Annotated in this window: 9 protein-coding genes and 1 pseudogene; 7 read left to right on the forward strand and 3 right to left on the reverse strand. The window is 64.5% G+C overall.

Annotated features, from left to right (window positions below):
* Nucleotides 1-338: 338 nt before the first annotated feature.
* On the reverse strand, nucleotides 339-1,412 hold the full coding sequence (locus B378_RS0112620) for an aldo/keto reductase (protein WP_017344136.1): 1,074 nt from the start codon (nucleotides 1,410-1,412) through the stop codon (nucleotides 339-341).
* A gap of 145 nt (nucleotides 1,413-1,557) precedes the next feature.
* Here B378_RS0112620 and B378_RS0112625 point away from each other — a divergent pair, with 145 nt between their 5' ends.
* Nucleotides 1,558-1,746, forward strand: a complete 189-nt coding sequence (locus tag B378_RS0112625; protein ID WP_017344137.1) for a hypothetical protein — start codon at nucleotides 1,558-1,560, stop codon at nucleotides 1,744-1,746.
* A 63-nt stretch (nucleotides 1,747-1,809) separates the two neighbouring features.
* Nucleotides 1,810-2,712, forward strand: a complete 903-nt coding sequence (locus B378_RS0112630) for an acyltransferase (RefSeq protein ID WP_017344138.1) — start codon at nucleotides 1,810-1,812, stop codon at nucleotides 2,710-2,712.
* A gap of 32 nt (nucleotides 2,713-2,744) precedes the next feature.
* Here B378_RS0112630 and B378_RS0112635 read toward each other — a convergent pair whose 3' ends face one another.
* A complete protein-coding gene (locus B378_RS0112635) occupies nucleotides 2,745-3,635 on the reverse strand; it encodes a hypothetical protein (protein ID WP_017344139.1) in 891 nt (296 codons plus the stop codon).
* A 658-nt stretch (nucleotides 3,636-4,293) separates the two neighbouring features.
* Between B378_RS0112635 and B378_RS0112640 the strand changes: the two genes are divergently transcribed.
* The 3 genes from B378_RS0112640 to B378_RS0112650 are packed head-to-tail and all read left to right on the forward strand — an operon-like array spanning nucleotide 4,294 to nucleotide 10,625.
* Nucleotides 4,294-7,446, forward strand: coding sequence for a tubulin-like doman-containing protein (locus B378_RS0112640; RefSeq protein ID WP_017344140.1), 3,153 nt, complete (start codon nucleotides 4,294-4,296; stop codon nucleotides 7,444-7,446).
* Between the two features lie 5 nt (nucleotides 7,447-7,451).
* A complete protein-coding gene (locus B378_RS0112645; protein ID WP_017344141.1) occupies nucleotides 7,452-8,894 on the forward strand; it encodes a hypothetical protein in 1,443 nt (480 codons plus the stop codon).
* A gap of 6 nt (nucleotides 8,895-8,900) precedes the next feature.
* The gene (locus tag B378_RS0112650; RefSeq protein WP_017344142.1) at nucleotides 8,901-10,625 is read left to right on the forward strand and encodes a carboxypeptidase-like regulatory domain-containing protein; all 1,725 of its coding nucleotides are present in this window, start codon (nucleotides 8,901-8,903) and stop codon (nucleotides 10,623-10,625) included.
* A 442-nt stretch (nucleotides 10,626-11,067) separates the two neighbouring features.
* Here B378_RS0112650 and B378_RS17545 read toward each other — a convergent pair.
* Nucleotides 11,068-11,958, reverse strand: a pseudogene (locus B378_RS17545) (AAA family ATPase); the annotation flags it as partial.
* 283 nt (nucleotides 11,959-12,241) lie between these two features.
* On the opposite strand from B378_RS17545, the gene B378_RS0112660 reads away from it, so the two are divergent.
* Both B378_RS0112660 and B378_RS0112665 read left to right on the forward strand, forming a co-directional pair.
* Nucleotides 12,242-12,835 (forward strand): DJ-1/PfpI family protein, encoded by a 594-nt coding sequence (locus B378_RS0112660; RefSeq protein WP_017344143.1) that lies wholly within the window; start codon nucleotides 12,242-12,244, stop codon nucleotides 12,833-12,835.
* Between the two features lie 14 nt (nucleotides 12,836-12,849).
* The gene (locus B378_RS0112665; protein ID WP_017344144.1) at nucleotides 12,850-13,707 is read left to right on the forward strand and encodes a hypothetical protein; all 858 of its coding nucleotides are present in this window, start codon (nucleotides 12,850-12,852) and stop codon (nucleotides 13,705-13,707) included.
* Nucleotides 13,708-13,750 lie beyond the last annotated feature (43 nt).

The raw sequence follows: 13,750 nt of genomic DNA on the forward strand, positions 1-13,750 counted from the left end.
CGATCCGTTACCCCCTCTCGAGCCCCTTATGATGAAGACTTCCTACCGAGCCACCACTTCGACGCTCTGAGTAACAACTCTCGCTGATCCCACCGAGAAATCTACTAATAGTTCTCGCCCCTCCCCCACTGAGCCCCCTGTGACGACGGGTTTCCACCGAGCCACCGTTCCTACCGCCGCCAGCGACGCGGTCGCCGGTCGCGGCGGCGTCGGGAGCGTGGTGAAAGTGTTTCACACACGCCCTAACCGCTCGCAGTCGTGCGGTTTCGAGGCGAAAAAGGCGGGTCGAACGGCAGCGTCGAAACGGGCGGCGTCGAAGCGGGCGGCGGGCCCGCCGCTCAGTACGAGGCCGCGCGCTTGTCGAGGCCGGCGGCCTCGATGTCCTCGCCGTCGACGGAGGTGCGGAGGACGTCCATGCCGTCGTCGCGGTCGATATCGAAGTTGCGGGCGTACAGCGCTTCGAGGCGGTCGTACTCGGCGTCGGAGACCGGCGGCACGTCCGCGGCGGCGCTCCACTCGGCGATGTCGTCGCCGTCGCGGAAGGTGGGCGTGACGGAGGCGACCTCGTCGTGCGCGAGCAGCCAGCGGATCGCGGCCTGCGCCATCGTGCGGGTCCCCTCGCTGTGGTCCGGGTCCTCGAGGAAGCGGATCGCGTCGACCTTCTCCCAGCCCGTCTCGTACCACTCCTTCGGGCGGTGCGAGCGGTGGTCGCCGTCTTCGAGGACCGTGTCGGGCGTCACCTGCTCGTTGAGGAGGCCGGAGGAGTGCGGGACGCGGGCGATGACGGAGGTGTCCGAGCCGCTCTCGCGGATCGTCTCAACGAAGTGGCGGCCCGGCTCCTGCTCGAAGAGGTTGAAGACGGTCTGGACCGCGTCGAACTCCTCGTACTCGACGGCGGCGTCGCCCTCGGCGAGCCAGCCGATCGAGGGGCCGAGCGCCCAGCCGAGCGCACGGACGCGGCCGTCCGCCTTCCACTCGGCGAGGAGGTCGCGCACCTCGGGCGTCACCTCGTCGACGTCGGCGTTGTGGAGCTGGAGCACGTCGACGTAGTCGGTGTCGAGGCGGTCCAGCGAGGCCTCGAACGCCTCGGTGAGGTACTCCTCGTTGAGCTCCTTCGGGAGCTCGCCGTGGCCGGCCTGCGGGTTGTCGTAGAAGTCGTAGCCGATCTTCGTCGACAGCGTCACCTCGTCGCGGCGGCCGTCGATCGCCTCCCCGATGATCTCCTCGCTGTCGCCGTGACCGTACACGTCGCCGGTGTCGACGTAGGTGACGCCCGCGTCGAGCGCCTCCTCGACCATCCCGACCGCCTGCTCGTCCGAGCGGTCGCCCCACCAGTCGGTGCCGACGACCCACGCGCCGAAGCCGATCTCCGAGACCTCGACGCCCGAGTTACCGAGTTCGCGGTGTTGCATGCCCGCAGATTGGCGGTGGGGACACTTATCGGACGCGGTCGCTCCCGCGCCGGTGGAATCGGCGGGCCGCGGTCGCGGCCGGCGACGGCCACCGGGCGCGCGTCGCGCCTACAGACATTAGTTGGCCGCCGCCGATCGACCGCCCATGGACGACGCACTCCGCCGTCGACTCGACGCCGTCGTCGCCCTGCTCGCAGTCATCGCCGCCGCCGCGGTCACCGCGCTGTTGCTTTCGTTCGACGGGGCCGCGATCGCTCCGTTCATCGCTATCGCCTTCTTGATCGCCTTCGTGGGCACGGTCATCGGCATCTTCGTCGACGCCGAACTGTACTGACCGGATCGGGCACCGCCTTCGCACAACCGAATCCCTTTGAGTGACGGCGACGAAGGAGGGCCGATGACAAAGCGACACGTGTCCCTGCCCGACGGCGCGGAGGCCGGGGTCCGAGGGTTCATCGACGAGGTGGACGAGCGGCTCTCCTCGGACGAGGACACCTGCGAGGTCGTCCGCGACGTGCTGATCGACCTCCACGGCGACCGCGAGGCGTGGGAGGCGTGGCAGAGCGGCGAGTCCGTGTCGCGCGCCGAGCGCGTCCGCCTCCAGGGGTACGACCCGTGTAACGCGACGCTGGAGTCGGAGTACTACGCCGAGAAGGACGAGGACCGCTTCCAGCGCTCGAAACACCTCCAGTGGCTCTGGCGCCAGTTCGACGCCACCCCGATGGCCGACAACGTCGAGTTCGCGCTCCGCTTCCGGCAGATGCTCGGGAACCACCTCTTCGCCGAGTGCGGGGAGAACTGCCGCTTCTTCAAGGGAATCTCCGTCACCTACGGCCACAACATCGAGGTGGGCGACAACGTCGTGATCCACGACGACGTCCACCTCGACGACCGCGGGAAGCTGACGATCGGCGACCGCGCCTCCATCTCTGACGGCGTCCACCTGTACAGCCACGACCACGACATCGTCGACCAGACCGAGGTGCGGAACTTCCACACGACCGTCGAGGCGGACGCCCGCGTCACCTACGACGCGATGGTCAGGGCGGGCTGCCGGGTCGGCGAGAACAGCGTCGTCGGCGCGCGCTCCGTCGTTCAGGGCGATGTCCCGCCACATCACGTCGTCGTCGGGTCGCCCGCGCGCAGCGTCCGCGTGAAGCCCGGCTGGGAGGAGGCCGCCGAGGAGCTCGAAGACGGGCGGCTCCCCGACAACCAGGACGACCGCGAGATCGAGTACGAGCTCCCCGAGGACCTCGAACAGTTCGACGAGTTTCAGCGAGACCTCCAGCCGCCGAACTGAGCGCCCGTCGCGCGGAACGGGGTCGACGCCGGCTACGTGCTCTGGGTGAAGCCGTACGCGGCTTGGTCACGGCGGCGTGTAACTGCGTACGGGGTGGCAAACGCGTAGGTTTTGGTGTCGTTGAGCCAAGACAGCAGTGTCAGCGTCGTCGCCACGTCGTCGTCCACGCTCAGTTCTGCCACCGCCGTGTCGACGACCGCCGGTTGCCAAGGCGGGCCGTCACTGCTCTCGAGTTCGGACACGGTGTCGACACCGGCGTCGGCGAGTACCGTCGCTACCGGCTCTGGGACCGCCGGCAGCTCGCTGAGCGTGTGCGACGGTAGGTTTCGATCCGGCTGGACACGCACCTCCACCGGCGGGGTGAGCAGATCCCCGTCAGCGGTCTCGAGGAGTTCATTGGCCTCGGTGAACGAGTCTCGCGCCTGGCGGAACCGGATGCGCGCAAGCGTCTGGCTCCCCTGCGTGTACGCGATGATCGCCACCCGGAAACTGTGTTCGGCTGCGTTCAGTGCCTCTGTGACCGTCGCTCGTTGTTTGGCGCGCGTCTCGACCGTCGCTAACGACTGACGTGTCGTCTTGAGTTGGCGGTCGATCTCGGCGCGTGTTTCCGTAGCACCAGCGTCGAGAGCATCGCCGGCAGCCTCATACTGGGTGATCGCCGCGTTGTAGGCGTCGATCGCGTCGTCGAGGCGGTTGTTCTCTCTGGCGGTCGCAGCTGTGTCAAGCGCCTCGTCGGCGTCAGCTCGCAACTCCTCGACCGAGCCGGTCGTGATTTCGGATCGTGGCTCATGTCGCGTGGGATCGGTGGCAGCCTGCCCGTCGCCAGTGCCGGTCGCTCCGATGATCCAGAGCAGCGCAAGGGCGAATAGGAGCATGCCCAGCACAACCCCGACAAGCCACACCGCGTACGTACTCTGAAACACGGGTCGAGGTGGGTTGTCTCTCCATATCAAACTGTTTGTTTGACAACATTAGTGGTTTCAGACAGGCCGTGTGTGCCGTGTGCGCCTCGTTCTGGCGGTTGATCCCGTGAGCTAACCCCACTGCTCACCATAGGTGTTGCTGGACCCCAAACGTCGTGGTACGTAGTACGAGACATCCGTTGATGCGCAAGTTTGGGTGAGCAAGTGAGGGCGGCATCGCTCAACGCGTACTCGCATGACGAATCCGATCGCGTTTGCGACGCTGTCTTCGGGCGAACAAACTGCGGTTCGTGGGGCGATCCCTTGTCGTTAGGCTATGGGCATCCGTCGGATCGCTCCGTTGAGATCAAACTCATCTGACTGCTTTCTCGCTATACGATCGCGCCTGAGTATGTATGTAATAAAGTCGAGACGTACCCGAACTCGTTGCGAAGCGAACCTACTGCCCTCAACGCGAGATACTGTCGGTTAGGGTCTCTCTACCCACTCACCGCCCGGCCAGTCGGGCCGAGTCGCTGTTGAGCAGTTCGGCTTCTATTATTCAAAACCACACGTAATCCGAGCTTACCTCCCGATTCACTCCGGGCTGGAGTTATCAGTTAGTATGGACAAGACCGAATAGTTTATTGAACGATATTTCATCTGTGTGTGTGTCCAGATGAATCTACCAAGTCGGATCTTCGCGGTGGGTGGCGCCGGCAAGGCGATCACCTACGAGCTGCTGGAGGCAGACTGGGTCCAAGAGTCGGTGCTCCAGCCGCGACGAAACCCGCGGTCGCTGACGGTGACCGTGATCGACACGGCCGAAGAAGAGGAGAACAGAGATCTCGAGCGAATCCAGTCGATCAACGATTCGATTCAGGAGACAAAAAACCGGCTCCGCGAATCCGACGACCACGAGGGTCGACTCGGCGAGATCAACATCGATTACCTGCCGCTGACGCGGAACATCCAGCTCCACGATCAGAACGACCTGATCGGCGCGGAGGCGGTGCCGCGCATCGCGGCCGGCGCCGGTATCGACGAGGAGAACTGGTGGCTCAAGCCCGAGTTCATCAACGAGAACCTCGATTTCGCAACGGGTGTCGTCAGGAAACGCGGCCTCGGCAAGGGACTCTACTACAAGTCCTACGCCGAAGACGACAGCGTCCGCACGTCGATCGACCTGCCGGACCGCGGAAAGGTCGCCGTGATCGCCGGCCTGGGTGGTGGCTCCGGCTCCGGGATCTTCATCGACTTGGTCCGACACCTCAAGCGGACGAAACGGACCGCCGAGATCACGCTGTTCGGGGTGTTGCCCAACGACGAGGAGGGTGACGCCGAGAGCGCGAACGCCCACGCCGTCCTCTCCGAGCTGGAGTACATGAGCCTTCAGGGTGAGAACCTGTTCAAAGACCGGGTGCTCATCCCGATCGACCCGACCGGGTTCGGCGGGAAAAAGGGGAACCTCATCCAAAGTTCCGACGCGCTCGTCGAGTTCGACCGGGCGGCGATCTACCTCATCACGTCGTACTACAACATGATGGACATGGAGGACCCGTTCGCGGACACCCCCTCGTACGCGCCGTTCATCATGGGGATCCCGCAGGTCCTCCGGTACAACGTCGACGCCATCCAAGACGCGAAGACGGTCACCAAAGAGATACTCAACGCGAAACAGGACGCGCTGGAAGCGGAGGAGGACATCTACACGGGCGTCGACCGGTTCCTCTCGCGGGAGTGGAGCCCCGACGAGATGGAAGGTGAGCTCCACGACTCCGACCGGACGGATCTCGAGACGCGGCTCGACAACGTGTGGTCGCTCACCGAGCTCGATATCTTCACCGAACTCGAGTACGAGTCCGTCTCCGCCTACCGCGAGATCATGTCGGAAGCGGAGGCCGAGACCGACGACATCCTCGACCAGATCGACGTTATCGCGGGCTCGATTCGGGCGGGCACCGCCCGCATCGGCGACAACGAACAGTACGTCGATAGCATCGACAAGCAGCTGGCCGATATCATCGACACGGAGCTCAACCGGATCGCCCACCGCAAGGACCTGCTCGTCCGGCTCCGGTCGATCGACAACAACCGCGTCGAGGGGACGATCAGCTACCTCCTCGCCGTCGAAGACGAGGGGATCAACGCCGGGGTGCGCATCAACCGCTTAGAAGCGAAACGGGACGAGGTGACCGAGCGGCGGGACCGCCTCCAGTCCGAGCTCAAAGAGGCCGAAGCCGAGCTCGACACCCGCAAGCGCGAACAGCAGGACGAGGTGGACCGCCGGGTCGCCACGTGGAAGAACGCGGTCGAGCCGCTGTATCGAGAGTACACCGACTGTCAGTCGATGGCCGTCGACGAGCTGGTCGGCGACCTCCGGAACGGGCTCGAATCCTTCGCGCGCGCCGTCGAGAACGCCGAGGACCCGGACCAGGTGGAGGCCGTCAACGACAGCACCGTCCGGACGGCGCTCGACGACATCAGCACCGAGTTCGACACGGTCGGCGTCGACACGACCGACATCGAGCGGCGGATCAACTCCTCGCTCGCGGACCTGGCGGACGCCAAGAAGTCGTTCCTCACGATGAACGAGGAGGAGGGGACGATCGAGTCCATCCTCCCGTGGGACTCCTCGAGCGAGGAGGAACGCAAGAAGGCGGAAAAGAACTACCGCCGGAAGCGGAGTCAGCTTGACGACGCGGAGGTGTTCAAGATGTCGCGGGCGGGCAGCAACCTGTCGATCGAGGTTGAGTTCACCGTCACCGATCTGAAACACCTCATCGAGGCCGAAATCGACGAGCAGCAACAGGAGATCGTGTCGCGGACCCGGTCGGAACTCGACGAGGAACACCGGGCGGCGCTCGACGAGCTGGAGCGTGACCTCGAATCGGGGATCGGATTCGACCAGCTCACGCGCCAGTTCGAGGAGCTCGTCCGCGACGAGATCGTCGAGACCGCCGACATCGAACGGCGGCGTGACGACCTCGAATCGGATCTCGAAACCGCGGAGACGGAGGCGGATCTGTACGACGCGACCGTCACCCTGTTCGAGGAGCTGAACGGCCCCCGGGACTCGTTCCTGAGCTCCCAAGAGACGTATCAGCGGCTCCGCGAGGAGTACAACGCCGAGCAGGACTCCTCGGTCGCGACCGAAACGGAGGAGTACAGCTACGTGAAGACGATCCAGCCGAACGACATCCTCCAGCTCCGCGACGACACCGACATCGCCGACAGCAAGATCTTCGACGACGAGACCGAACGTCAGCGGCTGCGCGGCTCGCTCGAGGAGCTCGCTCGGAACGCCCACAACCCCCGCTACACCGGCATTCGGCGCCGCCGGATCAGCGGTGACCGCGCGCGGTACAACGAGATGAACGTCGTCGTCGGCGTGATGAGCCGGGCGATCGACCAGATCAACGACGTTGCCGACCTCAAATCCGAGTTCCAGGGGGCGTACAACCTCGGTGCGGGCGGCGAAAACTACGCCTCGTTCCCGGTGAGCGCGGGTGGCAGCTGGGATGTCGGCCTGGGGATCTTCATCGACGGGATCTTCCTGGATAACCTCCGGGCGGAGATCGAGGCCGACGGCTACCGGAATGGATACGAGTCACGGAAACAGTCCGACGAGACCGACATTCTCGTCCACCACGCGTACGGCCTCGACGAGGGGTACTTCGTGAAGCGCGACTCCGTGTTGAACCTCGAGCATCCCGACGACGTGGAGTTCTTCCTCAGAGACGAAGGCGAGATCAAAGCCGATCTGCTCGAGAACCACATCAGTCGAACCGACTTCGTCGCTCCCGCTGACGGGGAGGAGGGGGAGGAGTAACAGCGATGGACTCTCCAGTCGCGTTCCTCGAGGACCACGGCGAGAAGTTCTTCCTCGGCGTGTACTTCCTCATCATGATCGTCGTCGCCGGGCCGCTCTTCCTGACGCTCGGTGAGGCGTGGATCGCGTCCGACGTGTTCCGGCCACTGATACTCTCGTTGAACCCGCTGTTGTCGGTGTCGCTCGAGCAGTTCTCCGCCATGGTGTTCGGGATCTACCTCGGCCTGCTCGCGCTGATGACGGTCGACCCGAAAAAGCGTGTTCAGGGGGCCTTGCTCTGGCTCGGCACCGGCTCCGCGCTCATCGGCCTGCTTTCGATCGGCCTGTTCATCCCGAATATTGATTTCGTCGCGAACATCGCCTGGCTCGGGGCCGGCCTCGTCGGCGGCACGATCGTCGGCGGCGGCAAACAGCTGATGGAGGTCCGGACCACCTCCGCGCTCGAGTTCCGTCGGTCCGCGAGCATTCTGTTCTACCTGATAACCGCCATCGTCCTCGTCGGCCTCGTCGAATTCCACGTCAACTTCCCGCAGTTCGTCGACCCCTCAGGCGGCACTGTCGAGATCATCGCGCCGGAGCCGACGGTCTCGGTCGCGTGGGGTGGGATCACCACGAACGTGCTGATGGCGGGCGTCTTCGTCGTCACGCTCCGGCGGTTCGTCACGTACGACTCCTCGGAGAACTTCTTCGTTCTCGGGCCGCCGGGGTCGGGCAAATCGCTGTTCCTCGTCGGGAAGTATCTCGCCGCGCTCGACGACGCGGTCGATCGGAAAAGCGACACGCCGCTGAACCCGAGCGGCGACCTGATGGAGCTCGTCGGCCGGCTCGACGCCGCGACCCAAAACGCCGGTTGGGAGCTCGACTCGACGGGTGCGACCGAGGTCGAAGATCTTCAGTTCCGGTTCGTCAACGGGCGGGTCTTCCCGAAAAACATCGAGCTGTCGAGCCTCGATTACGCCGGCGAGTATCTCGAGGAGCTTCCGGGCGCGCTGATGAGCCCCGACTCGGAGATCGACAACTCCACGGTCCAGCTGCTGTCAGACCGCGTGCGCGCGGCGAACACGCTGATTCTGGTGATCGACGTCGAGCGGTATCACAACAACGAGCCGCTGGGGATCGAGCCGTACTTCGACATCCTCGATACGGCCGACAACAAGGACGTGCTCCTCGTCGCGACGAAGTCCGATATCTTGGCCCAGCAGTTCGAAGACGAGCAGGCGCTGGACCCGCACCAGTACTTCGAGGACTTCCGGCAGTACGTGAACGACACGCTAATCGAGAACAACCAAGCCGTTCGGACGCTCGTCCAGGACACCTCCGGCGCGGAGATCCACCCGGTGTACTACGAGACGACGGTGAACGACGACGGCGAACGCGTGCCGATGCGCGACCGCAATGGGAACGTGATGACGGTCGGCTTCGAGGAGCTGTTAGAGAAACTGGGGTGATCACGCATGTCAACGCTACGCATCTACGACACGAAGGGGAACGCCTACTCCCCTGATGGTACCGCGACGGGATCCAACGAGCAGATCAAAGAGCTGTTTTACGGCGGCGTTCGGCTGGCGATTCGGTCGGACCACAGACAGGAGATCAGTCTGTTCTTCCGTGCGCGTGAGTCCCGCAACGCGCGCACTGAACAGTTCTACGCCGTCTACTCCGTGGACAACTCCGCGGCGCCGCTTCAAGACCTCATCAGCGATCTCACGACGCGTATCGAGTCCGAGTGGGGGTACACGATTGACGAGTCCTCGGACGAGATGCAGGTGTACCGCGAACTGAAACGCGGGAACACGGCCGTCCCTGGCGACAGTACGGAACAGGATATCCTCGCCGAGCTCATCACGTCCCGGAGTTCGGTGACAGTGGGTGTGTCGGACGAACGCAACGCCATCGGCCTACTCAGCGAGTACCTCGGGCAGTACGACCAAGCAGCAGTCGCCGACTCGATGGATGCGGACGTACTCTCGACGTTCGACCTCGTCGTCACGCCGGGTGACCACCGCGGTATCACGCCGCTCGGCGCGACGGAAGAGCGGTGGGAGTCGACGTCTCGGTCCCTCCGCGACAAGCATATCAAACAGGAAATCGCGTCGATCCGCGAGTCGGTCGAGACGCTTTCGCGAGACTATGGCCTGTCAAACGGCGAAATTCGAAAGCGCGTCCAGAGTAGCGTGCCGGCGCTCAAACCCCCTGCGACCAGCTCTAACCTCGGGTCACGAGGGACCCAGTCGGACGACGATTCGCTGCTTTCTCCGGAAGTAGGGCTGTACATCGCCATCGGGGCCGTCGTGTTGCTCGTCCTGTTCGCTGCGGTTACTTTTGGCCCTTCGCTGTTGGGCCTCGATTCCGGTGACGCGGGCGACCAATCGACCGTGTCCGGTGCGCTTATCGATAATACGACTGGCCAGCAACTCAACAGTTCGACCGGGAACATCTCGGTTATTCTCCGCAACGAAAACGGCTTGCTGAACACGACTGACCAGCCGACGTATAATTTCAGTGTCAACGAGACGCTGATAGCGAACGCCACTCTGGTCGCCACCGCAGACGGCTACGAGGAGCAGCGGCTGAATATTTCTGAGGACCGTCTCGGAGGGAATATCTCCCTGGATCCGACCCCACCTGCCGACGATTCTTCCGAACGCTCCCGTGTTGAGGGCGCCGTGATCGACTCAAACACCAGCGAGGGTGTCGCCGGCGCCACCGTCGTACTCACCAATAGCGACGGTGGGACCAGGGAGGCCACCACGGAGAGCGGGGGGACATACTCGTTTGAAAACATCACGTACGGTGAGTACACGCTTTCGGCGAGTGCCACCGGCTACGTGGCGTCGGACAACCGCAGTATCAGCGTGAACAGCCCCGAAACGCAACTCGATAACCTCACGATACCACCTCAGGCCTCGCTGTCCGTCCGTTATATCGCGTCGAACACTAATGAGTCGCTGACTGACGGCCGCGTACGCCTGATCGACAGAGAGACCGGTGCTGAGATCGACAATACAACAAAAGGCGGCAGTGCTTGGTACAACAACAGCAATGTCGATCCCGGTCAGTATACTCTTGAGTTGTCTGAACGGAGCGGATACGAAAATAAGAGCATCGATATTACGTTGACCCCAGGAGAGACTTACCAAACAGAGGTCACCGTCCAGTGCACGGCGGCTAATTGTTGAGTTCACGGTAGATAACTACAACTCCTGTGTGCGTTTTCGACCAACGATGACAACCATATTGTTCCGACACGATCTCAGCGTATGTTGTAAGCTCCGTCAACATGCCGCTGACGCTTCACTGGTTCTCACCTCCTAGCGCCCCTATCTGCTATTTGGATGCGTCGTCTTCGGGAACTAGATCCACAGGAGACTCGATTAAAACACGACATATCCGTTGCTCACCGTGACGTCCGCTGATGAATACACGGACTTCAGTATCCAGATTACTCCGGTCAACCCCTGTCTCGTCGGTAGCGTTCAGATAAGCTGATCCATGCGAAGTTGAACGCTACCTTCACGACCGCCGTGGTGTTCCTGATGTAGGGGAGCGGCGGCGTAAATCGGCTCGTTGTGGCCGTCTTCGCTGGCGGTCGGCGGCCGGTCGCGGTGCTCCGCGCGGCGCCGCGGGGACCTCGATCCGCTCGACGATGTCGTTCACCACGGTCGTAGGCGAGGTGTCTTGGACCGTCGCCTTCGAAGTCAACGCGAGCCGGTTGACGAACGCGTCCGCAACGACGGCCTTGACGTCGTCGAGCGGGACGTACTCCCGGCCGTTCACGAGCGCCCGCGCCCGGCTGGCCTCGAAGAGGCGCTTGGATGCCGCGCGGCGACACCCCGACCTCAACCCGACCGTCAGCGCGGGTCGCCTCGCCGAGCGTGATCATATAGTCGCGGAGCGACCCGCCGACGGTCACGCGCTCCGGAACGTCCTGAAAGCGCGGGACGGTCTCGCCGTCGATGACCCGATTCAGCTCCGGAGCCCGAGCCGTGCGGTCGTCCCACCGGTCGAGGACCGTTCGTATCCCCTCGCCGTCGGGGGATCCGAGTGTCGCCTTCATGATGAACCGGCCGCGCTGCGCCTCCGGAAGGGCGAACGTTTCCTCCTGTTCGACCGGATTCCGCGTCTCGATGACGAAGAACGGGTCTTGGAGCTGGTAGGTGGTGCCGTCCGCCGAGACCTGCCCTTCCAACATCGCCTCGAGCAGGGCCGCCTGCGTCTTCGGCGGTGCGCAGTTGATCCCGTCGGCCAGCACGACGTTCGCGAAGATCGGGTCCCTCCGCGAACGCGAACTCGCCGGCCTCCTCGCGGTAGATATGCGATTCGGTAATATTCGACGGTAGCAGGTCCGGCGTGAACTGGCCGGTTGAAGAAGAGTCCGAGCACCGTCGCAAAGCTCTACGCCGTGGGGATTTTTCCGGTGCCGGAGACGTCCTCCAAGAGCACGTGCTCCCGGGACAACACGCCGGTGAGGACGGTTTTGATGACCGACCGGCCGACAAGGCGACGTCCGATATCGTGTCGATGCCATCACCGTACCCGCTGCTGCGTCACCGACAACCATACGTCTCCCTCCCGGGCACCCTATTTTATCCATCCAACATCTCAACACAGGTGCCAAACTCGGAATCGGCGCCGACCGTGGACCGACTCTCGGACGTAGCGGCCGCGGGACTCCGTGCGTCAGCACCCCCTCGGGACGCGGTTCGGGGAAACGCGCCGTGTAAAGCGACGTATGTTACCGCGTGCCAGTATCGTTATCTGCGAGCGGCGCCTACGTCCGCGCGGTGTTACACATATGACAGGACAACAGATCCTGCTGATCGTCGGCGACTTCGGCGAGGACTACGAAATCATGGTCCCGTTTCAGGCGCTTCAGGCGGTGGGCCACGAGGTCCACGCCGTCTGTCCGGACAAGGAGAGCGGCGAGACGGTCAAGACCGCGATACACGACTTCCGTGGCGACCAGACGTACTTGGAAACCCGCGGCCACGACTTCGAGCTCACGCACGGGTTCGACGACGTGGATCCGAGCGACTACGACGCCCTGGTCGTCCCCGGCGGACGCGCCCCCGAATACCTCCGCGGCTACGACGAGGTGCTCGACGTGGTGCGGCACTTCTTCGAGGCCGACAAGCCCGTCGCGTCGATCTGTCACGGCCCGCAGATCCTCGCGGCGGCGGGCGTGCTCGACGGCTACGAGATGACGGCGTACCCGGCCGTCAGGCCCGAGGTCGAGGCCGCCGGCTGCTCGTGGGTCGACGGCGTGACGACCGACGGCAACCTCGTCACCGGGCAGGCGTGGCCCGACCACCCCGAGTGGATCGCGCAGTTCCTCGACCTCCTCGGGACCGAGATCGAACACGAAGGGGCCGCGGCGACGGCCGACTGAACTCTTCGCTTTTCGTGTCCGACCCCCGCGCACTCGCCGTCAACGTCGCCGCCAACACGAACGAACCGGGGTTCCGCGGCCCCGTCTACCCCGACGGCTCGTTCACGTACGTCCCGATCCCGGAGTCGGCGTCGACGCTGGCCCGCGAAGGGTTCCCGGTCGACGAGCCGCTCCCGACGTACGGCGACCTCAACCTCCCCTTCGCGGTCCCCGAGGGGCTGCGTGAGACCCCCGTCCACGCGGACCCCGAGTTCCCGGGGGTTCACGGCCGCGAACGGGCGACCTACGGCGACCCGTACGGCGTGAAGGCAGGCCGGATCGCTGACCTCGTCCCCGGCGACTGGCTCCTCTTCTACGCGACGCTCACGCTGCGACCGCACGGGTGGAAGGGCCCGGGGGACGACCGCCCCGAGGCTGCGGACGCCGACGAGCGCGACGGCGACGCGGACGCCGACGAGCGCGACGGCGCGTGGCTCCGCGAGCGAGGAGTCGCCGTCGATGCCGACCTCGCGCCCGACTGGGGCGCGTACCTCTTCGCCGGGATGCGGGTCGATCGCGTGCTCTCGGCGACGGACGACGACGAGGGCGACGACGGTGTCGTCGACCGCGCGGCCGCGGTGGCGGCCGCGCCGACGAACGCGCACCTGAAGCGGGACCCGTTCGACGCCCGCGTGGTCGCGGTCGGCGACCCCGACGCGTCCGGGCTCTTCGACCGCGTCGTCCCGCTGAGCGCGCCCGACGCCGGGAGCGAAGCGAACCCGACCATCACCGACCTGTCGAGCGACTCCGGGAAGGGCCCCTGGTGGCGACGCCCGATGGCCTTCGACGCGCCGGCGACGAGCCGGGTGCTGGCGCGGATCGACGGGATCTGACGAAGCGTACCGCTCCCGTCGCCACCGCGATTTATGAGGCGCG

The organism is Halorubrum sp. T3, assembly GCF_000296615.1.
In the GTDB taxonomy this organism is placed as follows: Archaea; Halobacteriota; Halobacteria; order Halobacteriales; family Haloferacaceae; genus Halorubrum; species Halorubrum ruber.

Bases quoted from the DNA above. Each gene is read 5' to 3' on its own strand.
- B378_RS0112620 (WP_017344136.1), bottom strand. From the start codon at position 1,412: ATGCAACACCGCGAACTCGGTAACTCGGGCGTCGAGGTCTCGGAGATC.
- B378_RS0112625 (WP_017344137.1), top strand. From the start codon at position 1,558: ATGGACGACGCACTCCGCCGTCGACTCGACGCCGTCGTCGCCCTGCTC.
- B378_RS0112630 (WP_017344138.1), top strand. From the start codon at position 1,810: ATGACAAAGCGACACGTGTCCCTGCCCGACGGCGCGGAGGCCGGGGTC.
- B378_RS0112640 (WP_017344140.1), top strand. From the start codon at position 4,294: ATGAATCTACCAAGTCGGATCTTCGCGGTGGGTGGCGCCGGCAAGGCG.
- B378_RS0112645 (WP_017344141.1), top strand. From the start codon at position 7,452: ATGGACTCTCCAGTCGCGTTCCTCGAGGACCACGGCGAGAAGTTCTTC.
- B378_RS0112650 (WP_017344142.1), top strand. From the start codon at position 8,901: ATGTCAACGCTACGCATCTACGACACGAAGGGGAACGCCTACTCCCCT.
- B378_RS0112660 (WP_017344143.1), top strand. From the start codon at position 12,242: ATGACAGGACAACAGATCCTGCTGATCGTCGGCGACTTCGGCGAGGAC.